The sequence below is a fragment of the Cupriavidus sp. CER-90 genome, assembly GCF_057652055.1.
In genome coordinates this window covers 2,414,534-2,438,379 of record NZ_JBYGYM010000002.1, presented here as the reverse complement: position 1 = coordinate 2,438,379, position 23,846 = coordinate 2,414,534, and the positions used below count along the sequence as shown (strand labels likewise).

Here is a 23,846-nt window from a genome sequence, read left to right as displayed (position 1 = left end):
GCGCCGTCAGATGTCGGCCACCACCTCGTTGCCCTTTTCTTCGAGCCACGTCCGGCGCTGCGACGCCTCGCCCTTGCCCATCAGCATGTTCATCATGGTGACGGTCTGCGGCAGATCGAATTCGCCCAGCGCCACCGGCAGCAGCCGGCGGGTGTCCGGATTCATGGTCGTTTCCCAGAGCTGCTCGGCGCTCATCTCGCCCAGGCCCTTGAAGCGCGAGATCTGCCACGCGCCGTCCTTGACGCCGTCCTTGAGCAGCTTGTCCTGGATGGCTTCCAGTTCGCCCTCGTCCAGCGCGTAGAGCTTCTGCGCGGGCTTCTTGCCGCGTGCCGGTGCATCGACCCGGAACAGCGGCGGACGCGCCACGCAGACATGGCCCAGGTCGATCAGCTTCGGGAAGTGGCGGAAGAACAGCGTCAGCAGCAGCACCTGGATGTGCGCGCCGTCCACGTCCGCGTCGGACAGGATGCAGATCTTGCCGTAGCGCAGGTTCGACAGGTCGGGCTCGTCGTCCACCCCGTGCGGGTCCACGCCGATGGCCACGGCGATGTCGTGCACCTCGTTGTTGGCGAACAGGCGGTCGCGCTCGGTTTCCCAGGTGTTCAGCACCTTGCCGCGCAGCGGCAGGATGGCCTGGAATTCCTTGTCGCGGCCCATCTTGGCCGAACCGCCGGCCGAGTCGCCCTCCACCAGGAAGATTTCGTTGCGGGTGACGTCGGTCGATTCGCAGTCGGTCAGCTTGCCGGGCAGCACGGCCACGCCGGAGCCCTTCTTCTTTTCCACCTTCTGCGCGGCCCGCGTGCGGGCCTGGGCCTGGCGGATCACCAGTTCGGCCAGCTTCTTGCCGTAATCGACATGGTGATTCAGCCAGAGCTCCAGCGCCGGGCGGCTGAAGGTGGACACCAGGCGCACGGCGTCGCGGCTGTTCAGCCGTTCCTTGATCTGGCCCTGGAATTGCGGGTCCAGCACCTTGGCCGACAGCACGAACGACGCGCGGGCGAACACGTCCTCGCTCATCAGCTTGACGCCCTTGGGCTGCAGCGAGTGCATCTCGATGAAGCTCTTCACGGCCAGGAACAGGCCTTCGCGCAGGCCGGACTCGTGCGTGCCGCCGGCCGGCGTGGGAATCAGGTTCACGTACGACTCGCGCACCGGCGCGCCTTCCTCGGTCCAGGCGACCACCCACGAGGCGCCCTCGCCTTCGGCAAACCCTTCCTCGCCGGCGTTCTTGTCCGGGTCGGCAAAGTGCTCGCCCTCGAACATCGGGATCACCAGCTCGGCGCCGCTGCCCTGGGCCAGTGCTTCCACCAGATAGCCCTTCAGGCCCTGCTCGTATTGCCAGACGGTCTGCTCGCCGGTCTTTTCCAGCACCAGCGTGACCTTCACGCCGGGCAGCAGCACGGCCTTGGAACGCAGCAGGCGCTGCAGTTCGGCCATCGGAATGGCAGCCGAATCGAAATACCGGGCGTCCGGCCACACCTGGACGCGCGTGCCGTTCTTCTTTTCGCCACGCTCGATCTTGCGCGATGCCAGCGGGCGGGTGACTTCGCCGCCGTGCTCGAAGGTCAGCGTGGACTGCAGGCCGTCGCGCCAGACGGTGACGTCCAGGCGCGTGGCCAGCGCATTGGTGACAGACACGCCCACGCCGTGCAGGCCGCCCGAGAACGCGTAGGCGCCGCCCTTGCCCTTGTCGAACTTGCCGCCCGCGTGCAGGCGCGTGAAGACGATCTCCACCACGGGCACGCCTTCTTCCGGGTGAATCCCCACCGGAATGCCGCGGCCGTCGTCCTCCACGCTGATGCTGCCGTCCTTGTGGAGCGTGACCAGGATCTCTGTGCCGTGGCCACCCAGCGCCTCGTCTGACGCGTTGTCGATCACCTCCTGCACGATATGCAGGGGGTTGTCGGTACGGGTGTACATGCCGGGGCGCTGCTTGACCGGCTCCAGGCCCTTCAGGACCCGGATGGAAGATTCGCTGTACTGACTGGTTTTGCTCGCCATGGAGTCGATACGGATATTGGACTTGCCGGCCGTCGGCGGCCGGGATGCGCTGCATTGTAATGGATGGCCGTGGCCGCCATCCTTTTTGAAAAACCCCAGAAATTCGTAGTCCGGCACAATTCCGATGCCCGGCTTACACTAGGCGCCGACCCCCAAGGCGCCCCCCCCCCCCGGCGTTACCCGATCACCGGCAGCACGCCGGCGGCGATTCACAAGACAACAAGACAAAACAATAGAGACAATACCGAGCCCGACATGACCGATCGCAAACTATCCCTGACCACCGTGCTCGTGTGCGGCGGCCTGCTCGTCACCCTTTCCATGGGTATCCGGCATGGCTTTGGCCTGTTCAACCTGCCCATCACGCAGACGCACGGCTGGAACCGCGAGACCTTCGCCTTTGCGCTGGCGCTGCAGAACCTGATGTGGGGCGCCAGCCAGCCGATCACGGGCGCGCTGGCCGACAAGTTCGGCGCGGTGCGCATCATGATCGTCGGCGTGGCGCTGTACGTGGCCGGGCTGGTCGTGATGGCCCTGGCCACCAGCGGCACGGCGTTCGCCACCGGCGCCGGCGTGCTGATCGGCATTGCGCAGTCGGGTACCACCTACAGCGTGGTCTACGGCGTGATCGGCCGCGTGGCCAGCGCCGAAAAGCGCGTCTGGGCCATGGGCATTGCCGCCGCGGCCGGGTCGTTCGGCCAGTTCCTGATGATTCCGGTGGAGCAGACGCTGATTTCGACCGCGGGCTGGCAGAACGCGCTGTTCATCCTGGCCTTCCTGGCGTGCTTCATGCTGCCGCTGGCCCTGACGCTGCGCGAACCCGACATGGCCGCCAGCACCGGCGGCCACCAGCAGACCATTGGCGAAGCCACGCGCGAGGCCTTCGGCAACCGCAACTTCCAGTTGCTGACGCTCGGTTATTTCGTGTGCGGGTTCCAGGTGGTGTTCATTGGCGTGCACCTGGCGCCATATCTGAAGGACCGGGGCCTGGTGGACGTGAAGATTGCCACGGTGGCGCTGGCGCTGATCGGCCTGTTCAATGTATTCGGCACCTACACGGCCGGCGCGATGGGCCAGCGCATGCCCAAACGCTACCTGCTGTCGGCCATCTATATCGCGCGGTCGGTGGTGATCGCCGGCTACCTGATGCTGCCGCTGACGGCCTGGAGCACCTGGGTCTTTGCGGCGCTGATGGGGTTCCTGTGGCTGTCCACCGTGCCGCTGACCAACGGCATCATCGCGCAGGTGTTCGGCGTGAAGTACCTGTCGATGCTGTCGGGCGTGGTGTTCTTCTCGCACCAGATCGGCAGCTTCCTGGGCGCCTGGCTGGGCGGCTTCCTGTTCGACCGCACCGGCAGCTACAACACGGTGTGGCTGCTGGCGATCGGGCTCGGCGTGCTGGCCGCGCTGGTCAACCTGCCGATCCGCGAGCAGGCGCTGGCGCGCCCGCAGCCGGTGGGAGTCTGAGATGCGCTGGGCGCGCGGTGCCGGCTACCTGGCCCTGGCGGTGGTGCTGACGCTGGGGTTTCTGGCCTACCTGCGCCCGGCGTTCATGGTCGACCTGACCAACATGGTGCTGGCGTGGTGCGGGTGAGGGCATGAGGTACCGTTGACCGGCTACCCTCTCCCACGTCGTGAGAGACGGGTTGGGGGGAGAGGGTAAGGCGGGGGTAAGGCGGCTCGGCTTGCTGCCTTGTCGCAATTTGGACCTCTAGGCCCTCTCCCCCGGCCCCTCTCCCGCTGTGCGGGAGAGGGGAGCAAACCGGGGCGCAGGCTTCAGGCGCCCTCGCCTTTTGTCTTCTTTTCCAGCATTTCCCAGCGTTCCAGCGCCTCCAGCAGTTCCATCTCGATCTCGTCGTGGCGCGAGGCCAGTGCGGCGGCGCGCGCCGGGTCGGTGGCGTACAGCGAACCGTCCGCCAGCTGCGCGCCGATGGTCTTCTGCTCGGCCTCCAGGTTCGACATGCGCTCCGGCAATCCATCCAGCTCGCGCTGTTCCTTGTACGACAGCTTGACCGTGCGGTTGGCGCCGCGGGCCTCGCGGGTGCTGGCCTTGGGCGCGTCGGCCGCCTTGGGCTCGGCCCTGGCGGACTGCAGTGCCTGGGCGCGTGCCGACTGCTGCTCCCAGTCGGAATAGCCGCCCACCGATTCGCGCCACAGTCCATCGCCTTCGGCGGCGATCGTGGACGTGACCACGTTGTCCAGGAACGCGCGGTCGTGCGATACCAGGAACACCGTGCCGCTGTAGTCCTGCAGCAGTTCTTCCAGCAGTTCCAGCGTGTCGATGTCGAGGTCGTTGGTCGGTTCGTCCAGCACCAGCACGTTGGCCGGCCGGGCGAACAGGCGCGCCAGCAACAGGCGGTTGCGTTCGCCGCCGGACAGCGACTTGACCGGCGACCGCGCGCGCTCCGGCGCGAACAGGAAGTCGCCCAGGTAACTCATCACGTGCTTGCGCTGGCCGTTGACTTCCACCCAGTCGCTGCCCGGGCTGATGGTGTCGGCCAGCGATTTTTCCAGGTCCAGCGCCGAACGCATCTGGTCGAAGTACGCCACTTGCAGGTTGCTGCCATTGCGCACCGTGCCGGCGTCGGGCGCCAGATCGCCCAGGATCAGCCGCAGCAGCGTGGTCTTGCCGGCGCCGTTCGGGCCGATCAGGCCCACCTTGTCGCCGCGCATGATGGTGGCCGAGAAATCGCGCACCACCGTCTTGTTGCCGTACGACTTCGACACATCGACCAGTTCGGCCACGATCTTGCCCGAGCGGTCGCCCTGCGACACTTCCAGCTTGACGTTGCCCTGCACCTCGCGGCGCTGGGCGCGTTCGTCGCGCATGGCATGCAGGCGCTGCACCCGCGCCACGCTGCGCGTGCGGCGTGCCTCCACGCCCTTGCGGATCCACACTTCCTCCTGCGCCAGCAGCTTGTCGAACTTGGCCTGCTCCACGGCCTCGTTGGCCAGCAGTTCGGCCTTGCGGGTCTGGTAGGCGGCAAAGTTGCCGGGGAACGACAACAGCTTGCCCCGGTCCAGTTCGACGATGCGGGTGGCCACGCGGTCCAGGAAGGCGCGGTCGTGGGTAATCAGCAGCACGCTGCCGCGGAAGCCCAGCAGCAGGTCTTCGAGCCAGCGGATGGCTTCGACGTCGAGGTGGTTGGTCGGTTCGTCGAGCAGCAGGATATCGGGCTCGGCCACCAGGCCCTGCGCCAGCGCCACGCGCTTCTGCAGGCCGCCGGACAGCGCGTCCACGCGCACATGCGGGTCCAGGCCCAGCCGGGCCAGCGTGGTTTCCACGCGGGTGCGCAGTTGCCAGGCATCGGCGGCGTCGAGTTCGGCCTGCACGCGGTGCAGTTCGGCCAGCGTGGCCTCGTCGTGGTGCGATTCCAGTCTGGCCAGCGCCGCGTCGTAGCGCAGCAACAGGTCGTGGGCGGCGCCCATGCCCTGGCTGACCGCATCGAACACGGTCAGGCCCGGCTCGAATTGTGGCTCTTGCGCAACATAGGCCGAGGTCACGCCGCTCTGGCGCGCAATCAGGCCGTCGTCGGGTGCGGACGCGCCCGACACGATCCGCAGCAGCGAGGACTTGCCCGTGCCGTTGCGGCCGATCAGGCCAACGCGTTCGCCGGCTTCGAGCGAGAAATCGGTATGGTCGAGCAGCGCCACGTGGCCAAAGGCCAGTTGGGCATCGGTAATGGAGAACAGGGCCATGATTGCGAGGAAGGGTAAGCGGCGCCCGACCGGAAGTCTGGCGCGAAGGCAGGCCCGAATTGTAGACGACGCGGCCCGCGCTGCCGTGGCCGCCCATGCCGGGCCGGCCAGCGGGCACCAGCGGCCGGACAAAAAGAAAAGGCCCGTTCGCCTGAACGGGCCCCAAGAGTCTCTCCTCGGTGCCCTGCTCGCAAGGCACGACTGAAGCATAGCCAGCGGCGCGGCACACCAGAAGTCGGACAAATCCGTAAGGGAAAATCCTCGTCAACCTGCCCCGGCCCGAAGCGTTGCGTGCCGGGGACGTTGAGCCCGCGCACTAACGGCGGCTGTTGTGCCGAGATGGGCGCCCGTGGAACAATCCGGAGCATCGGAATTCTCCTAAATTCCGGAACCGCAGACCAAGCACAACGACAGCAGTACCCAGCAGCAGTCATAGAGCCGGACCCATCCGGCCAGTCGCGGCGCAACGCGCCGCCGGGGTTGTTCCTAGAAATATCATTTTCGACGGGTGTCATTCATGACCAATTCGGGCCTGCCGCGCCGTGCCTCGCTACGAGGCATGGCGCCTGTCGTACTTTCCCTAGCCGCGTTGCTCTGCCTGCCTGCCGCACCGGCGGCGCAGGCGGCCATGCCCAACTCCGTGGTGCTGCGCATCCAGCAGACCGGGACCATCCGCATTGCCCACCGCGAAAGCTCGGTGCCGTTTTCGTTCGTGGTGGACGGCAAGCCGATGGGCTATGCCGTGGACCTGTGCCTGAAGGTGGCCGATGCCGTGCGCACGCAACTCAAGCTGCCGCAGTTGCGTGTGGAATGGGTGCCGGTGACGCCGGCCTCGCGCATCCCGGCCATCGTCGAGGGCAAGGCCGACCTGGAATGCGGATCGACCACCAACAACCGCGAGCGCCGCGACCAGGTGGCGTTCACCATTCCGCACTACATCGCCGGCAGCCGCATGCTGGTGAAAGCCGACTCGGGCATCCGCAAGTGGGGCGACCTGCGCGGCAAGACCGTGGTGTCCACCACAAAGACCACGCCGCTGGAGATGATCCGCAAGATGGACGAGGCGGGTGCCATGGGCTGGAAAGTGGTGGAGGCCAAGGACCATGCCGAGGCCTTTGCCATGGTCGAATCGGGCAAGGCCGACGCCTTCGTGATGGACGACGTGCTGCTGTTCGGCCTGCGCGCCAACGCGAAGAACCCCGCATCGCTGGCCGTGACCGGCGACCTGCTGACGATCGAGCCGTACGCGGTCATGCTGTCCAGGCACGACGCCGAGTTCAAGAAGATCGTGGACAAGGCGATGGTCACGTCGATCTACGACCAGGAAACCCAGAAGCTGTACCGCAAGTGGTTCCTGCAGCCGATCCCGCCGAACGGCATCACGCTGGATATCCCGATGAGCTACCTGCTGCGCGATTCGTTCAAGTTCCCGAGCGACAAGGTGGCCGACTGAGGCCCGCCGAGGCCCGACAAAACCACCCTGCCCCGCGCTGCCGTGCGAAGATACCGGCCCATTCCGTCCTTCGCATGCCCTTCGATGAACCGCGCCCACGCCCCGAAGCTGTCCGACCTTTCCGTTTCCACGCTGGTGGCCGGGCTGATCGCCCTGCTGACCGGCTACACCAGTTCGCTGGTGCTGATGATCCAGGCCGGCCAGGCGGCGCACCTGACCGACCCGCAGATTTCGTCATGGATCTGGGCGTTGTCGATCGGCATGGGCGTGACCACGCTGGGGCTGTCGCTGGCCATGCGTGTGCCCATTGTGGTGGCCTGGTCCACACCGGGCGCCGCGCTGCTGATTGCCAGCCTGCCCGGCGTGCCCTATGCCGAAGCGATCGGCGCCTTTCTGATGGCTGCGCTGCTGATGACGGCGGCCGGTCTGACCGGCTGGTTCGACAAGCTCATGAAGGCGCTGCCGGCCAGCATCGCGTCGGCCCTGCTGGCCGGCATCCTGTTCCGCATCAGCGTGGATGTGTTCGTGCAGGCCCAGTACCAGACGGTGCTGTTGCTGGCGATGTTTGCCACCTACCTGGTCGGGCGGCGCTGGTGGTCGCGCTATGCGGTGCCGGGCGTGCTGGCCGTGGGCGTGGCGCTGGCCGGTGCGACGGGCCAGCTGCACTTCGAGCAGTTTCATTTCACGGTGGCGCTGCCGGTGTGGACCACGCCGGCGTTCTCGCCGGCGGCCTTCATCAGCATCGCCGTGCCGCTGTTCATCGTCGCGCTGGCGTCGCAGAACATTCCGGGGCTGGCCGTGCTGCGCGCCGACGGCTACCACGTGCCGGCCAGCCCGCTGATCGCGGTGACCGGCATCGCATCGGCCATCCTGGCGCCGTTTGGCTCCCATGGCATCAACCTGGCGGCCATCACCGCCGCCATCTGCACCGGCCCGCAGGCCGATGCGGACCCGCGCCGCCGTTACATGGCAGCCGTGGTGTGTGGCGTGGGCTATCTGGTGATGGGCGTGATGGCCGCCAGCATCGCGGCGCTGTTCGCGGCCTTCCCGAAGGCGCTGGTGGTGGCCGTGGCGGCCTTCGCTCTGCTCGGATCGATTGCCAACGGGCTGACCGTGGCCATGCAGACGCCAGCCGAGCGCGAATCGGCGCTGCTGACATTCATGATCACGGCATCGGGCATGACGCTGGCCGGCGTCGGTTCGGCCTTCTGGGGCGTGGTCGGAGGCATGCTGGCGCTGCTGGTCCTCAAGCCACGCGCGCCGAAGGCCGCCTGATCCGGGGCCTGCCCCGGGGCTGCCCTCCGCTGCCGCCGGCGCGGCTCAGAGCAGCAGGAAGGCCACCTCGGCCGCGCTGATCGCGGTCACCGGCACGCCCTTGCGCCGCTGGAACAGCACGTGTTCGAGCACGCGGTCGCGATGCTCGGCAAACACGGCCGGCTGCAAGCGCAGCGCAGCCGTGCCGTAGTGCTCGGCCAGCAGCTTGTAGACGCGATGCCGGACCAGCAGCATCTCGTTGTCGGCCTGCAGTCGCGTTATTTCGGTGGCGTGGCCTTCCTCGAGCTGGCGCATGCTGACCACCACGCGTGCGTGCATGCCGCGGTAACGGTCGATCTCGTCGTGTGCGCGGCGCAGTTCGTCGCGCAAGGCCCGCAATTCCTGCTGCAGCCTGAGATTGTGCTGAACGCCCCGCTGGATGCGGGCCGCTTCCTCCAGCGCCTGGTCGGCGGCGGCGATCGTGTTCTGCCACACGCCCTCGGCGGGTTCGGTACGGTGGTCCGACGTTCCCTCGACGTCGGCCAGCCGCGTGATGACAGGCCATGCCGTGGCCGCATCCAGATCGGTTGTCATACAGCTCCCCATTTATCCCGTTGACCCGCGTCCCGCCACCGGCGCCTCGGGTGCCGGCATGGTCAGGCCACGGGTTTTATTGTCGCCGCGACGTTTATTGTGGGCCGCCGCGATTGTCTTCCCGGGCGGCTATGGCGTACGCGTAGCATTCAAGACGGGTATTGGCATTGGCACAACCACCGCGAGGGAGGGTAATCAACCGCCCGAAACCCGCATGAAGACTGGATTGTGGGCATTTTCGGCACCATTTTGCAGCCCCCATTTGCGGGCATCTTGCATAATGGTTTGCCCGAGCGCCTTAATGGCCGCTTTTCTGAGTATTCAACCGCTGTTTCCTTGCCTGCCGCCCCCTGTCATGAACGGATATCTGCTTCTTGCCCTGGCCATCGTCGCCGAAGTCATTGCCACCAGCAGCCTCAAGGCTGCCGAGAATTTCACGCGCTTCTGGCCCAGCGTGCTGGTGGTGGCTGGCTATGTGGCCGCGTTCTGGCTGCTAATGCAGGTCATGAAGACCGTGCCGGTGGGGGTGGCCTACGCGATCTGGTCGGGCGCGGGCATTGTTCTGGTGACGATGATCGCCGTGGTGCTGTACCGGCAGGTGCCGGATCTGGCGGCCGTGGTTGGCATCGCGCTGATCATCGCCGGGGTGGCGGTCATCCAGCTGTTCTCGAAGATGAGCCACTAGCCGCCGGGCGCTCTACCGGCGCTCAGGTCTTGGGCGGCAGCGTGCGCAGCAGGCGGTTGACCTGAACCAGCGTCTCGCACTCGTCGGCCTTGCGCTTGCGACGCTCGTCCACGATGTCCAGCAGCGCCCGGATTTGGCCATTCTTGGCCTCGCACGCTTCCTTGCCGTCCTTCGGGCACACCACATCGATCTCGCCGCGCAGGCTTTCCTGGACGATATCGATCAGCGCCGAACAGCCGGACGTGTCGTTCAATGCCGGGTCGGACGCAGGCTGCACCGCCACCGCGGGGGCGGCGGCCATCACGGCCAGCGCGGAAAACCAGCGCAGAGACGTCCGGAATAGAGGCATGGATCGACAGAATTGGACAAACAGCGCCGCCGCGGCTGCGGCGTGCGGGCTACATGATAGCCGTTTGTTGAAGCTGATCCGCAGAAATCGGCAGCTTCGCGCACATGGTGGCGGGGAAGGATGACTGAACGGCGCAACGTGCGCGGTTCGGACACTGCCTGGTAGCGCGGCCCGCCCCTGCCGATGGTCCCGATCGTGGTCCCGGTGGGCTCGCTCATGCTCAGGGTGGGTGGTCCCGCCGACAGGAATCGAACCTGTATCTAGCGCTTAGGAGGCGCTCGTTCTATCCATTGAACTACGGCGAGCGGACCGTCTGCAGGGTGCCTGCGCCGCGCTGGGGCGGGCGGACCGGAAGACGGGGCGCAGTATAGCAAACTCCGCCAGTGCCGGATGTCGGCGATCGCTGTCGCGGCGCATCTTGTGGCGCATCTCGTGGCGCATCTCGCGGCGCCTTCGCCGGCGGGCCCGAGCGGCGTCCCCCTGCTGGCCGCAGGCGCGGTGGCAGGCGCGGCCGCTGCGGGCGGTACAGTTTTCCCAATCGATCAGTCCGGACATGGCGGGCCCCTTTGGCAGTGGAGTGCTGGCGGTGGATCAGGCGGCGTGCAGGCTGGCGAGGTGGAGGCTCGACAGCAGGGCCAGCGCCATCTGCAGCACGATGACCATTGCGGTGCCGGGGTTGCGCAGGCAGGTTTCCACCTGTTCGCTGCGGGGCTGGCCCAGCAGGCACCACGTGCAGAAGTGCTCGCAGTTGTTGGTCAGCAGGTGGTAGCGGTTCTCGCCCAGGCGGCTGCGGGCGCGCGACACGGCTTCGGCGCCCAGGTAGCGGGCGCAGGGTTCGGACTTGGCCGTCACGCCGTGGCCGTCGGCAAACTGTTCGAGCGTGGTTTCTTCCACCGGACCCGCGTGCAGCGCGTGGCAGAAGCCGGCGTAGTGGATGACGCGGCCCTGGCCGACGTAGATGCCATGGTGCGCGTAGCCATTGCGTTCCGTCACGAGATGGGCGCCGGGCAGGTAGGCATCTTCCAGGCGGCTGACTTGTTGTTGGTCTTGGGCGTTCATGGCAGGTCTCGGTTCGGTGTCGGTGGCTGGCAGCCAGGGCTGCGTTGGTGCATACCCAACCGCATCAAGCGTGCCAGACCACCGGATCGACGGCGGGACAACGGCTGGCGGGGATTCGGCAGATTCGAACCGCGCGAATTCGTCGGCGTATGCCCAACAGCGTTGGCCAGATTGTGTTGGCGGGCGCCCGGCATTGGGGTGAGGCAGCCAGCCGAACGGACGTCAGCGCCGGGCCAACGCCTGGCGGCCGCATGCTGACGGCGCCGCCCCACCACTTCCGGCCGGCTGTTGGCGCGTGGCCAACGCGTAATCCGGCCAATGCCTCACTTGGCTCGCACAATGGGTTACGGCATGCGCCCCGATCCTCACAACGGCGCCGTGGCACACCGTTTGCTCCTTACCGGCAGACCCTTTCGATGCCAGCCTCAGGAGACCATCATGGCTACGCTCACCATCCGCGACCTGAACACCCAGCGCGCACTGGATTTCCGGGCCATGTCGGCCGTGCGGGGCGGCGGCGCGCCGTGGGTGTTCGGCTGGATCCAGCCTTATGTGGCGGCGCGCCCCAGCGCGTTACCCGTCGTGAACTTTTACGAGATCAACTACAGCTTCTATGCTGATCAGATGAACAACCAGTTCCAGAACGTGAACGTCCAGAACACGGCGCCGAATTCGAATATCACGGTCGATGCCGCCATGGACGCCCGCAACAAGGGACGGCTGGTCTGAGCCCTGCAGCATCCGGCAGGGCTTTCGCGGTGACTTCCAAATTCCCGGCGCCCCGGGGGCGCCATACGCGCACGCCGGTAGCGGCCCGCGCTGGAGCATGCCGTGACCTGCGTATCGCAATTCCGCTGGACTTCCGCCGCCTGCACAGACGTCGGACGGGTGCGGGCACGCAATGAGGACGCCTGCCTGGCCATGCCCGACCGCGGCATCTGGGCCGTGGCCGATGGCATGGGCGGCCACGCGGTGGGCGACTTCGCCAGCCGCGCGATCATCCAGGCGCTATCGGCGCTGCCCGAGCCCGACAGCCTCGATGGCGCCGTCGAGAACGCGCGCCTGGCCATGCAGACCGTCAACCAGTTGCTGATCGAGGAAGCGCTGCGGATGAAGGTCCGCGTGATCGGCAGCACCGTGGTGATGCTGCTGGCCTGCGAGCGCCGCTGCAGTTGCCTGTGGGCCGGCGACAGCCGTCTGTACCTGCTCCGCGACGGCCACCTGAAGCAGCTGTCGCGCGATCACAGCCAGGTGGAACGGCTCAAGGCGCGCGGGCTGATCACCGCCGACGAGGCCAAGCACCATCCCGCCCACAACACCATCACGCGCGCCGTGGGCGCGGCAGCCACGCTGGATCTGGAACGGCTGACGCTGGAGATCGGCGATGGCGACGTGTTCCTGCTCTGCAGCGACGGACTCAGCAACGAAGTCGAGGACGACCAGATCGCTGCGCTGCTGGCCCCGGGCATGGCCGACCCGGCGGCTGCCGCCGACGCATTGGTCAAGCAGGCGCTCGACAACGGCGGCCGCGACAACGTGTCGGTGGTGGTCATCCGCGCCGAGGACATCGGCGGCGGATCGGACATGACGCTGCTGAATCCGGAGGTTTGAGGTAGCGCAAACGCAGCACGCATGCAGACGTTTCGGATGGCAATGACTGAAGAAGGCCGGCATCCGAAAAAGCCGCCCCGCCCTACTTCCCATCCGCCTGCCGGTTGTTCCTGAAATCCTTCGAGTGGATGCCGTGCTTCTTCAGCAGCATCTGGACGTGCGACCGGTTCATGTCGAAGCGGCGCGCCAGTTCGGCCACGGTTCCCCCGACTTCCTGCAGCCCGCGTTCCAGGAAGGCCCGTTCGGCCTCGTCGCTGGCGGCGCGCTTGGCCTCGCTGAGCGATGTGGCCGTGCTCAGGTCGGTCACCGTTGCCTTGCCGCCCGCGGCTGCCACGGCCTGCAGCCCCGTCGGCCGGGGGCGGATGTCCTGGGGCAGGTGGACGAAATCGGCCGTGTCGCCGGCCAGGCATGACAGCCGGTACATCAGGTTGCGCAGTTCGCGGATATTGCCCGGGTATTCGTAGTGCAGCAGGAAGTCGCGCAGCCGGGGCGTCAGCTTCAGCGGCCGCCGCTTGAGCTGGCCGGCGGCCTCGTCGCCGAAGTAGGCCACCAGCAGCGGGATTTCGTCGCGCCGTTCGCGCAGGGCCGGCAGGGTCACGTGGATCACGCTGAGCCGGTAGAACAGGTCTTCGCGGAACGTGCCTTCCTGGCTCATCCGGCGCAGGTCCTTGTTGGTGGCCGCGACGATGCGTGTATCGACGGCGATCACCTCGTCGGAGCCCACCCGCTGGATCTCGTGCGCCTCCAGCACGCGCAGCAGCTTCACCTGCCCGGTCAGCGGCAATTCCCCGATCTCGTCCAGGAAGATGGTGCCCGTATGCGCGCTCTCGAACTTGCCGCGCCGGTCGTTGGCCGCACCGGTGAACGCGCCCTTCTTGTGGCCGAACAGTTCCGATTCGAGCAGGCTGTCGGGAATCGCGCCGCAGTTGACCGAGATGAACGGCTTGTCGTTGCGCAGGCCGTTGGCGTGGATCACCTTGGCCATCAGCTCCTTGCCGGTGCCGCTTTCGCCGTCGATCAGCACGGGCAGGTCGGTGGGCGCAGCCTTCTCGGCGATTTCCAGCGATTCGAGCAGCCTGGGGTTGTCGCCGAACGTGCCCTCGAAGATAAAGCTGCGCTCCATCAGCGCCTGCCGCCGCTCGCGGGCCGACATCTCCACCGGCTCGACCACCGCCTCGTCGGCCCCCGTCTCGCCCGTGGCCGACGCCGCCGCCACAAAGCGTTCCTTGTGCGACAGGCCCATGACCTCGTCGCGCAGTGTGGTGGCCTGCTTCAGCAGCTTCTCGATGTCGGGCCGCTCCAGCCGCGACGACCAGCGCAGCGTGGAGCGCAGGATCTCGATCCGCTCGATCAGGCCCGCGAACGATACGGCCGAGGTGACGGGGGTGGGGTTGTATAGCTTCATGCCGCGCTCAACTGCTTCTGGACCAACTGGTAGTACATGCCGCGCCGTTCCAGCAGTTCCTCGTGCCGCCCCTGCTCCACGATGCCGCCTTCGTACAGCACCAGGATCTTGTCGGCCTGCATGATGGTGCTGAGCCGGTGCGCGATGATCACGGCCGTGCGGCCTTTCAGGATCTCCTGCATATTGGCCAGGATGTTGCTCTCCGACTGCGTGTCCAGCGCCGACGTGGCTTCGTCGAACACCAGCAGCCGCGGGTCGTGATACAGCGCCCGCGCGATGCACAGCCGCTGGATCTGCCCGCCCGACAGCCCGATGCCGCGCTCGCCCACCACCTGCTCGTAGCCGAGCGGAAGCTTCGAGATGAACGCGTGGGCGTCGGCCATCTTGGCCACTTCCTCGATGCGGCGCCGGTCCGGGCTGTCGTCGCCGCAGGCAATGTTCTCGGCCACCGTGCCCGAGAACAGCAGGTTGGTCTGCATCACATACCCCACCTGGGCACGGAAGAACTCGGTGTCGATCACGTTCATGTCGTAGCCGTCCACCTTCATGGTGCCGTCGGTTGGCTTGTAGAAGCCCACCAGCAGCTTGGCCAGCGTGGTCTTGCCCGACCCACTGCGGCCGACGATGGCCACCATCTCGCCCGGCCGCATATGGAAGCTGATGTTCTCCAGCACGTAGGCGGTGTCCTCGCCGCCATAGCGAAAGTACACGCCGTCGAACTGGATCTCGCCCTGCAGGTCCGGCAGCGACACGCGCGACATCACGTCCTGCGGCTTCTGCTCCGGCTCCAGGTCCAGCACGTCGCCCAGCCGCTCCATCGCCACGCCGGCGTCGTTGAGCTGGCCCCACAGCGCCACCAGCCCCATCAGCGGCGCCAGCACGCTGCCCATGAAGGCGTTGAACGCGATCAGCTGCCCGATCGTCAGTTCGCGCTCCAGCACCAGCGTGGCGCCCACCCAGAGGATCGTGATGGTGGTGGCCGCGTTCAGCACCTGGCTGACCAGGCCCACCAGGATATGGAACGATTGCGCCTGGTACTGCTTGTCCAGCGCCTTGGCGTACTTGCGCTCCCAGCGCAGCCGCACCGGGCGTTCGATCCCCATGCCCTTTACGGTCTCCGCGCCGCCCAGCGTTTCCATCAGGTAGGCCTTGGCATCGGTCGATGCCGCGAACACCTCGCGCGCGTAGCCCTTCACCTTGGGCGTGACCACCACGGTCAGCGCGGCAATCGGAATCACGAACGCAATCAGCAGCAGCGTCAGCTTCACGTTGTAGAGAAACATGATGCTGAAGTAGATGAACACCATCAGCAGGTTCAGCGCCGTGGTCACCGTGGACTCCGTCAGGAACGCGCGGATGGTCTGGTTTTCCTGGAAGCGCGCGAAGATGTCGCCGGTCTTGCGCTTGGCAAAGAACGACAGCGGCAGCGACAGCGTGTGCTTGAAGAAGTGCGACATCATCGCGAAATCCATGTTGCGGACCATGAAGTTCGCCAGGTACGCGCGGATGGTGACCATCAGCTGCGTGAACACGTTCGAGATCACCAGTCCCAGGATCAGCAGGTGCAGCAGCCCGATGTTCTGGTGCACCACCACGCCATCGAGGATGTTCTGGATGATCAGCGGCGGCACCACGCCCAGCACCTGGATCACGAACGTGGCCAGGAACAGATGCGCCAGGATGCGCTTGTACGGCGACAGGTAGCCGATGAAGCGCAGCCACGGCGAGCGCGACACGGCCAGTTCGTTCATCTGCGTACCGGGCGAGAACAGCAGGCAGGTGCCGCTCCAGCCGCGTTCGAACTCCTCGGCGCTCATCTTGCGGAAGCCGATGGCCGGGTCCGCCACCCACACGTACTGCGACGACACGCCGTAGACCACCACGTAGTGGTAGCCCTCCCAGTGGATGATGAACGGCAGCTCGAAGCCGGTCAGCGCATCGCGCGTGCATTGCACCCCGCGCGTGGTGAAGCCCAGCGATTCGCCCGCCCGCGCCAGGCTGTCGAGCGTGGCGCCGGCCGTGGTCACATTGGCCAGTTCGCGCAACTTGCCCAGCGTCATGGGGATGCCATAGTGGCGGCAGATCATCGCCAGGCAGGCGGCGCCGCAGTCCATCTCCTCGGCCTGCTCCACCAGCGCGAAGCGGCGGATCAGCCGTTCCCCCAGTGCGGGCTTCGAGTGCAGGTCCAGCAGCACCGGCCGCTTGCGGCGCTGGGCGAGCTTCTTCTGCCGGTGCAATTCCCGATCCACGGTGCGGATGCGCTCTTCCAGCACCTCGCGCAGCCGCGCGTTGCGCTCCAGGATCAGCTGCACCGTCTTCTCGGGGATCACCAGCAGCCGTGTGTCGGTCTCGGCGATGGCCGAGGCGATCTGCTCCTGGCGCATCACGCACGCGCGCTCGCCGAAGATTTCGCCTTGTCCCAGCGTGGCCAGCTGGAACGTGTCGCCGTCTTCCTCGCGCACGATGCGCACCGTGCCCTGGCGCACCACATACAGGCGCCGATCCTCGCGCCCGTCCTGCTGCAGGATCTCCTTGCCGGCCGCCACCCGCTTGACGCCCACGCTGCGCACGGCGTCTTCCAGCTCCAGCTTGTCGAGCTTGCCGCGCAGGTCGAACAGCCGCGCCACGAAGCCCCCCGCCGAACTGATGGCCACATAGCTGGTGATAAAGGCCAGCGCGGCAGGGTTGCCGCCCACCGTCGGCTCGGCAACGGCGCGCGGTATCGTGATCAGCTCGGTCTTGCCCGATGCCCGCACCGACGACTCGTGCCGGTACTCGCGCAGCAGCGCAATATCGGCAAACACTTCGCCGGTCTTGCGCACGCCCATGCTGATTTCCTTGCCATGTTCCTCGTTGAACACGCGCACGGAGCCGCTGCGGACAATGAAAATGCCGTCCGCCGGCTCGCCCGCATTGCAGACCGTGTCGCCAAAGCCGAAATGCAGCGTGCGGGCGCTGGCGGCCAGCCGCTCGATCTCGTCGCGCGACAGCGGCGACAGGATTTCCACCGTGGCCAGGAAGTCGGCCAGCGACTGTCCGGCGGGCGGCGCGGGGGCTGCGGCAGCGGCCGGTGCCGCCACCTCGCTAGCGGGCTTCGATGACATGTTCCTGCGCCCTGGCCATCAGCCATTCCTCACGGAGCAGCCGGCGGATCTCCACGGCCACGTCGGGGTCCAGCCGGGCCGGATGCTTGGCGCGCACCAGGAAGACCTCGAAGAACGACTTGTCGGGCGCCGGAAACGGCCCCAGCAGATCGCCGGCCTCGGCGTTGAACACCTTGGCTTCGATGTCGCCCTTGAGCGATCCGCGCAGCACCTTGCCGATGTCGCCGCCCTGCTCGCGCGTGTCGGCGATCGAATGCTCGCGCGCCATCTCGGCAAACGCATCGGGATCGTCCTGCAGGTACGACACCAGCTCCTTCGCCTTGCCCTCGGTGTCCACCACGATATGGCTGACCTCGATGCTGTCGAACTTCGGGGAATTGAGCTGGAAGTACGACTCCACCGCCTGGTCCGTGCAGACCTGTTCCATCATCTTTTCCTGGTACAGGCTGTCGGTGATGAAGGTCTCGAACTCGTCCAGCGTGATGTTCAGCGCGTCGAGGTAGTGGTTCATGTCTGCCGCCCGGTGCAGGCCATGCACGCGGCGGAACTGGTCGGCGCGCTCCTGCACTGCCTCCGGCGTCAGCTTCAGGCCCTGGCGGCGCGCCGCGTGGGCGGTCAGCTTGTCGCGCACCAGTTGCTCCACCAAGCCTTCGAACTGGCCGGTCAGCTTCAGGACCCTCACGAATTCGTCGACGCCGATCATTTCTTCGTCGATGCGTACGATGGCTGTCATCGCCCTCTCCTCAACGTTCAACCCGCGACCTGCCTGAATGGATCGAGCCCCAGGTCGATCAGGCGTCTTTCCCGCACCACGATCTCCGCCGTGGCGGTCATGCCGTAGCGCAACGGATACTTGTTGCTGGCCACGCTGTAGTAGTCCTGCGCCAGCCGCACGCGGCCCTCGTACACCGGCTGCTTGTCGGGACCCGACGGCTTGGTGGCCGGCGAGATGTATTCGAGCGTGCCTGCGATCAGGCCGTACCGCTGGTACGGAAACGCGCTGAACTTGAGCTTGACCGGCAGCCCCTCGCGCAGGAAGGCGCGGTCGCGCTCGGCAATCTCGATGCGCAGCATCGGCCGGGCATCCTTGGGCGCGATGCCGCCCAGCGGCGTATTGGCCTGCACCTTGTCGCCACGCTGGGTGGACGTCACATCGGTAATCACGCCCGACACCGGCGCCAGGATCAGCAGGAAGTTGTCCTTGTCGATGTTCTCGAACTTGATGCGTGCGGCGGCATCGGCCACCAGCCGCGCCGTCTGCACCTGCAGGCGCAGCTTGTCCTCGGTGCTGGTGATCTCGCGCACGGCGGCGTCGTACTGCACGCGCAGGCTGGCCAGTTCCTGGCCGCTGCCTTCCAGCTGCGCACTGGCCTGCGTGAATTCCTGCGCCAGCCGCGCGTCCAGTTCGGCCAGCCGCGACTGGGCCACGCGCAGGGTGTTCTCGGCCTCCTGCGTGGCCGCGCGCTTGGCCTCGACCTGCGATTGCGACACCCCGCCGCCGGCGGGCAACGCGAACAGGCGCGCATAACGGTCCTGCTCCTGGCGTGCGAATTCCCGTGCGCGCCGCGCGTTTTCCAGATTGCTGCGCGCCTCGGCCAACTGCGCGCGCTGCTGCTCGGCCAGCCGCGTCGTGCCCTCGGCCAGGCGGTTCTCGTGCTGGCGCGAATTGAGTTCGATCTGCTGCTTCAGCGCCAGCGCGCGGCGCTCCAGCAAGGCCTTGCGTTCAGGAAACTGCTTCCACTCGCGTTCGGCGTCTTCGAGCTTGAGCTGGGCCTGCAGCGCATTGGCCGCCGCCTCGATGGCGCCGCGCGCGTTGAGCCGCGCCACCACGTCATCCTTCGACACCGGCTGGCCCTCGGCCACGTAGAGATCGACCAGTTCCCCATCGACCGGCGCGTAGAAGCGCCGCACCTCGGACTCCGGTGCCAGCGTGCCCTGCGCGGTCACGATGACGTCGGCGTGGCCGAAGAACGACCACAGCAGCGCGCACAGCACCAGCACGCCCGTGGTCACCACGGCCAGCAGCGTCAGCCGGCGCGGCTCGGCGCTGAGCAGCGCGATGCCCTCGGCGCTATGGTCTTCCAGCGCCTCGGTCAGCGGCCGCAGCCGGTTGTCGCGGTTCTCGTCCTTCATGGCGTACTCCCCGCTTCGGGCTTCACGGCCGCGGCGGCAGCAGCGGTGGCCGCGGTCCCGGCCGGCGCGGCCTTGCCGTCCTTGCCGTCGTCCTTCCCGCCCTGCTTGCTGCCCTCGCCCACCAGCGCCAGCTTGGCCTTGAGCACCGCCGGGTCCAGCACCATGCGCAGATCATTGAGCGACCGGCGCTGGGTGTCGATTTCGGCCTGGATGTCGTCGCGGATCTTGCTCCACTGCGCCGAATCCTCGATCTTCAGCTGGGCGTAGATGCGCAGCCCCTTGCGCGCATCGTCCTGGGCGTCGGCCAGCAGCCTGGCCTGCGAGCGGAACTTGGCCGAGATACCCGGTTCGAGACGTTGTTCGCCGGCAATCAGGCCGTTGTTGCGATACTGGCGCCATGCCGTGGCCGCACGGTTCAGCAGCTGGTTGGCGCGCCGCAGCGCCGCCTCGCGGATGCTGTTCACATCGGCGTCGATGCTGCTGGCGAAGTAGCCATCGGTCTTCGGGTCCAGCGACTCGTAGAACGCCAGCAGCTGTTCTTCATAGCCGGGCGATCCGCGTGCGGCCTTGATGGCGCCGTATTGCGCCAGCACCTGCGCCTTGTGGGCAACATCCTTCGCCACATCGGCCGCCCAGGGCCCCGCCGTGACGGCCTTCAGCGCGGCCAGCGCAGCCGCGCCGTCGCCCTGCTCCCATGCCTTGCTGGCTGCCACGTACTGCTTCTGCACGTCGTCGCCGGGCAGGCGCGTGGCCTTGAGTTTCTGATAGGCGGCCTGGAACGGCGGCGTGGCAAAGCTGGCCTTCTGCATCAGCGCCACCAGCGGCCCCGGCGCCCGCGCGCGCAGCGCCTCGATCACCGCCGTGTACTGGTGCAGGTCGCGCTCCACGCTGTCCAGCCCCACCAGCCGCGGGTACTTGTCCTTGTATTCGGCCAGCATCGGCTGCAACGCCTCGGGCTGGTCGCGGCCCAGCTCCGTGGCGATGGCCGCGTTGAGCCGGTCGATGGCGGCCAGCAGCACCGATTCGTCGTTCTGCAGCCGGCGCAGATCGCTCAGCGCGCGCGCGTAGGTGTCGCGGAACGACGGGACGTCGTTGGCGATGCGCCCGAGCAGCCGCTGATGCGACGCCGTGTCGTCCTCCCAGCGCCGCAGCAGGTCGCGGATCTTCGTTTCGTCCGCGTACATGCGGATCGGGCCGTCGATGCCGCCGCGCTGGGCCACGTAACGCTCCAGGTCGGCTACCCAGGCCAGTTGGCCGGTCAGCGCCTGGCCGTCGGGATTGTGCTGGCTGCGCGCCCGCATCTCGCCAAGCACCGCGTTGGCGCCGTCGGCATCGCCGGCCTGCAGCCGCGCCGACCATTGCGGCACGTAGCCGCGCATCAGGGCCTCGGCGCCAAGCGCCTGGTAGCGTGCCTCGTCGGGGTGGCGCGACAGCACCTTGTCGGCCACTTCCGCGGCGCGCACGTACTTGCCTTCGTCGACCAGCGCCTGCAGTGACCTGTCGGGCGCGCCGCGCCACCAGACATAGCCGCCACCGATCACCAGCACGGCAATGACCAGGATCGCCACGCGCGCGGCACGCTCCAGTTGATGGCGGTCGCGGATGCCGAAGCTGCGCATGGCCTCCAGCGCCATCATCGTCATCCGCCCGCGCGGCGCCGACGCATGGGCGGGGTCCGCCGCATCGGGCATGGCTTCGGGGTTGACCTCGTCCTCCTGCGCGGCGCGATAGTCCATGCAGAAGATGTCCAGGAAGGAGTCGGCCGCGCCCACGAAGGTGGTCTTGTCGGGATCGGCATCGCCCGGCGCGGCCTGGCGCGGCATGTCGGACGCATTGGACGGGGCGGACGGGGCGGATGGGGCGGGCGCTGCCAGCGATGTCCGGGTGGCCGTGGCATCGGCATCGGTCTCGCGCTCGATCCCCACGCGGTAGACAAAGTGGCTGCCGCCAAACGCCACCACGTCGTCGGGCTCCAGCCGCACCGACTGGTCGCGCAGCCGCACGCCATTGACAAAGGTGCCGTTGGTGCTGCCCAGGTCTTCGATCCACGGCACGCCGTGCTTCAGGTACACGTGCGCATGGCGGCGCGACAGATAGTTCACCTGGTGCGGATACTGGTCGCGATAGCGGGCAAAGGTGTCGTCCGCCTTGTTGACCATGAAGGGGAAGCCGGTGATGACCACGGGCTGCAGGCCCAGGTCCTCGCGCATCGGCGTCAGCGTGACCGCCACGCGGGGCGGCTCGGGCGCTGCCGGACGCGGATAGAGCCGCACGCGGTAGGCCAGGTCCGCGCCGAAGCTGACCTCGTCGCCATCGCTGAGCCGCGCCGGCTGCTGCGCCACGCTGTCCCCATTGACGCGTGTGCCGTTCTTGCTGCCCAGGTCGGCCACATACACCGCGCCGTCTTCCGAGAAGATGCGCGCGTGCCGCCGGGACAGCACCGACACGGCTTCGGTCGGATACGCGGCAAACGGCGCCTCGCCGCGCCCGATCGCGAACAGGTCCTCGTCGATGCGGATCTCGCCGAGCTCCGGGCGCGACACGGGCATCAGCAGGACATCGAACGCCTGGCCAGCGGGGGGCGTCATGACCGGCACATCCATGAAGGGAGCTTCGTCGCGCGTCATGTTTCACCTGAGCCAACAGTGCGGCCTGTGGCGCGAAACCGCGCGCCAACGCGGCGACGGGGTCGGCATGCGTCGGCAAGGGGGCGGCAGGTCACGGGTAAGAACATAGTAGGCCACGCTTGGGGGGAGTCAATGCGCTGCGGCGCAGCGTTGCGCAAACGCCAGCGCCATGCGGGTTTCAGGCTTGATACGGTTTGTGCGCCGCTGCGGCTAACGCGCCGCCTTGGACGCCGCCGCACCGGCCGGCGACGCCGCCTCGGCGGCGGTGTCCACGCGGTTGTTGCGCACGTCCACGTCGGGCCAGCCGCCGCCCAGTGCCTTGTACAGCGTGACGGTATCGGCCAGGATTTGTTGGTACGCCCCCAACAAGGATTGCTCGGCGGTCAGCAGCGAACGCTCGGACTCGAAAACGTCGAGTTGCGACGCGATGCCCTCGCGCGCCTGGGCGTCGATCTGCGCGCCCACCACGCGCAGCTGGCTCACCTGCTGCTGCAGCTCCACGCGCTGCTTCTTGTGCGCATCGACATTGACCAGCGCACTCTCCACTTCCTCGAACGCGGTCATGACGGTGCGGCCGTATTCGTTCTCGACCACGCCCACGTTGGCCTCGGTCGTCTTCACCCGGGCCCGCACGTTGGGGTCCAGCATCGGCAGGTTGATGCTGGGCATGAAGCCGAAGGTGAAGGACTTCATCAGGTCGGACAGCGCGAAGCTGGCGGTGCCGCCGCGCGCGGTCAGGCTGATGCTGGGCAACTGCGCCAGCCGAGCCTGGCCGACCAGGTCGTAGGCGGCCAGCACGCGATATTCGGCGGCGACGATATCGGGGCGCCGCGCCAGCAGCTGCGAAGGCAGCCCGGCCGGCACCACGGGCAGCTTGATGCGCTCCTGCAGCTTGCCGGGCGGCACCTTGAGTTCGCCGGCCGGCACGCCGACCAGCGTGGCCAGCGCGTTTTCGGCCACGTCGCGCGACCGCTTCAGTTCCAGCAGGTCCTTGGTCAGGCGATTGATTTCGGCCTGCTGCTGCATCACGCGGATCTGCGGCAGCAGGCCGTTGGCCAGCATGGCCTTGTAGGTGCCCAGGATGTCGTTGTTGCGCGACAGCGTATGGCGCTGCTGCGCCACCTGCTCGTCGAGCAGCAGGATCGTGAAGTACGTGATCGACACATCGGAGACCAGCGACAGATAGCCGGCGCGCCAGTCGGCCTCGGTGGCGCGAAACTCGGCGCTCTGGGCCTGCACGCCCTTTTCCACCTTGCCCCAGACGTCGATGTCCCAGTTCACGGTGCCACCCAGGTTATAGGTGCGCGACACCGGCTGCCCGGTGGTCTTGCTGATGTCCACGCCGGCGCCGATATCGAACACCGGCAGCGCCCCCGCGCGGGCCTCGGCAATCTGCGCGTTGGCCACGCGGATGCGGGCGGCCAGCACCTTGATGTCGTAGTTGCCCGATAGCGCCCTGGCCACGAGCTGGTCCAGGTAAGGATCGCCAAAGCCCTGCCACCAGTTCGGCAGGATCGTCTCGGCCGGCGATACGGTGACGGACTCGTTGCGGGTCCAGGCCGCCTTGGCCGGCGTTTCGGGCCGGTGGTACTCGGGCGGCCGGAAGTCGGCACAGCCGGCCAGCAGCGCAACGGACAGGGCCACGCCCGACAGCTGGGACATGCGGCGCGGAGCAAAGGCGAATGCGTTCACGATGGCTTCCTGCTTGAAACGCCGCCGGACCGTGGCAGGGCGTCCTGGCGTTCGATCTGTATTGTGGGTCGGCATGCGGCAGACGCCAACCTCGGTGTGCGTGCCCGGTGAAATCGGCGGGCAAAGGAAATCGGCGTGCGAAGCAAGGCGACGGGCAAGAAAAGCGCCGGGGCGGAGGTG

Annotated in this window: 18 protein-coding genes and 1 tRNA gene; 7 read left to right on the top strand and 12 right to left on the bottom strand. The window is 67.2% G+C overall.

Annotation, left to right across the window (positions count from 1 at the left end; all coding sequences use genetic code 11):
- Positions 1-6: 6 nt before the first annotated feature.
- Positions 7-2,001, bottom strand: a complete 1,995-nt coding sequence (locus tag AC24R4_RS21775; protein WP_400394467.1) for a DNA topoisomerase IV subunit B — start codon at positions 1,999-2,001, stop codon at positions 7-9.
- A 255-nt stretch (positions 2,002-2,256) separates the two neighbouring features.
- Here AC24R4_RS21775 and AC24R4_RS21770 point away from each other — a divergent pair, with 255 nt between their 5' ends.
- Together AC24R4_RS21770 and AC24R4_RS21765 are read left to right on the top strand one after the other, a co-directional pair.
- Positions 2,257-3,468 (top strand): MFS transporter, encoded by a 1,212-nt coding sequence (locus tag AC24R4_RS21770; protein WP_400394468.1) that lies wholly within the window; start codon positions 2,257-2,259, stop codon positions 3,466-3,468.
- Between the two features lies 1 nt (position 3,469).
- Complete coding sequence (locus tag AC24R4_RS21765; RefSeq protein WP_400394470.1) at positions 3,470-3,595, top strand: hypothetical protein; 126 nt, start codon at positions 3,470-3,472, stop codon at positions 3,593-3,595.
- A 182-nt stretch (positions 3,596-3,777) separates the two neighbouring features.
- On the opposite strand, the gene AC24R4_RS21760 is transcribed toward AC24R4_RS21765, so the two are convergent.
- The gene (locus AC24R4_RS21760; protein ID WP_400395090.1) at positions 3,778-5,700 is read right to left on the bottom strand and encodes an ATP-binding cassette domain-containing protein; all 1,923 of its coding nucleotides are present in this window, start codon (positions 5,698-5,700) and stop codon (positions 3,778-3,780) included.
- Between the two features lie 517 nt (positions 5,701-6,217).
- Here AC24R4_RS21760 and AC24R4_RS21755 point away from each other — a divergent pair.
- Entirely contained in the window at positions 6,218-7,153 is a 936-nt protein-coding gene (locus tag AC24R4_RS21755; protein ID WP_400395088.1) for an amino acid ABC transporter substrate-binding protein, read from the top strand.
- 84 nt (positions 7,154-7,237) lie between these two features.
- Positions 7,238-8,428: a benzoate/H(+) symporter BenE family transporter gene (locus tag AC24R4_RS21750; RefSeq protein WP_400395086.1), complete on the top strand. Its 1,191-nt coding sequence runs from the start codon at positions 7,238-7,240 to the stop codon at positions 8,426-8,428.
- Between the two features lie 45 nt (positions 8,429-8,473).
- Here AC24R4_RS21750 and AC24R4_RS21745 read toward each other — a convergent pair whose 3' ends face one another.
- Complete coding sequence (locus tag AC24R4_RS21745; RefSeq protein WP_487523607.1) at positions 8,474-9,001, bottom strand: hypothetical protein; 528 nt, start codon at positions 8,999-9,001, stop codon at positions 8,474-8,476.
- A gap of 355 nt (positions 9,002-9,356) precedes the next feature.
- On the opposite strand from AC24R4_RS21745, the gene AC24R4_RS21740 reads away from it, so the two are divergent.
- Positions 9,357-9,686 (top strand): DMT family transporter, encoded by a 330-nt coding sequence (locus tag AC24R4_RS21740; protein WP_487523606.1) that lies wholly within the window; start codon positions 9,357-9,359, stop codon positions 9,684-9,686.
- A 22-nt stretch (positions 9,687-9,708) separates the two neighbouring features.
- Here AC24R4_RS21740 and AC24R4_RS21735 read toward each other — a convergent pair whose 3' ends face one another.
- The 3 genes from AC24R4_RS21735 to AC24R4_RS21725 form a co-directional block, all read right to left on the bottom strand.
- A complete protein-coding gene (locus tag AC24R4_RS21735; protein WP_487523605.1) occupies positions 9,709-10,035 on the bottom strand; it encodes a hypothetical protein in 327 nt (108 codons plus the stop codon).
- 230 nt (positions 10,036-10,265) lie between these two features.
- Positions 10,266-10,340 (bottom strand) — tRNA-Arg (locus AC24R4_RS21730).
- Between the two features lie 286 nt (positions 10,341-10,626).
- Entirely contained in the window at positions 10,627-11,094 is a 468-nt protein-coding gene (locus AC24R4_RS21725; protein WP_153945491.1) for a lecithin retinol acyltransferase family protein, read from the bottom strand.
- A gap of 438 nt (positions 11,095-11,532) precedes the next feature.
- Between AC24R4_RS21725 and AC24R4_RS21720 the strand changes: the two genes are divergently transcribed.
- Both AC24R4_RS21720 and AC24R4_RS21715 read left to right on the top strand, forming a co-directional pair.
- Positions 11,533-11,823: a hypothetical protein gene (locus tag AC24R4_RS21720; protein WP_400394160.1), complete on the top strand. Its 291-nt coding sequence runs from the start codon at positions 11,533-11,535 to the stop codon at positions 11,821-11,823.
- 102 nt (positions 11,824-11,925) lie between these two features.
- Positions 11,926-12,705 carry a PP2C family protein-serine/threonine phosphatase gene (locus tag AC24R4_RS21715; protein ID WP_400394162.1) on the top strand — a complete coding sequence of 260 codons (780 nt, stop codon included), beginning with the start codon at positions 11,926-11,928 and terminating at the stop codon, positions 12,703-12,705.
- Positions 12,706-12,787: 82 nt separating this feature from the next.
- Here the strand turns inward: AC24R4_RS21715 and AC24R4_RS21710 are convergent, their stop codons facing one another.
- From AC24R4_RS21710 to AC24R4_RS21685, 6 genes are all read right to left on the bottom strand, one after another.
- Positions 12,788-14,110: a sigma-54 interaction domain-containing protein gene (locus AC24R4_RS21710; RefSeq protein WP_400394164.1), complete on the bottom strand. Its 1,323-nt coding sequence runs from the start codon at positions 14,108-14,110 to the stop codon at positions 12,788-12,790.
- On the bottom strand, positions 14,107-17,214 hold the full coding sequence (locus AC24R4_RS21705) for a peptidase domain-containing ABC transporter (protein WP_400394166.1): 3,108 nt from the start codon (positions 17,212-17,214) through the stop codon (positions 14,107-14,109). The genes AC24R4_RS21710 and AC24R4_RS21705 overlap by 4 nt, the downstream gene beginning before the upstream one ends.
- Positions 17,195-17,947 carry a peptidylprolyl isomerase gene (locus tag AC24R4_RS21700; RefSeq protein ID WP_400394168.1) on the bottom strand — a complete coding sequence of 251 codons (753 nt, stop codon included), beginning with the start codon at positions 17,945-17,947 and terminating at the stop codon, positions 17,195-17,197. The genes AC24R4_RS21705 and AC24R4_RS21700 overlap by 20 nt, the downstream gene beginning before the upstream one ends.
- Positions 17,948-17,964: 17 nt before the next feature.
- Positions 17,965-19,347: an HlyD family secretion protein gene (locus AC24R4_RS21695; protein WP_153945499.1), complete on the bottom strand. Its 1,383-nt coding sequence runs from the start codon at positions 19,345-19,347 to the stop codon at positions 17,965-17,967.
- On the bottom strand, positions 19,344-21,974 hold the full coding sequence (locus AC24R4_RS21690) for an FHA domain-containing protein (protein ID WP_487523604.1): 2,631 nt from the start codon (positions 21,972-21,974) through the stop codon (positions 19,344-19,346). Before AC24R4_RS21690 ends, AC24R4_RS21695 begins: the two co-directional genes overlap by 4 nt.
- Before the next feature lie 210 nt (positions 21,975-22,184).
- On the bottom strand, positions 22,185-23,636 hold the full coding sequence (locus AC24R4_RS21685) for an efflux transporter outer membrane subunit (RefSeq protein ID WP_400395103.1): 1,452 nt from the start codon (positions 23,634-23,636) through the stop codon (positions 22,185-22,187).
- Positions 23,637-23,846 lie beyond the last annotated feature (210 nt).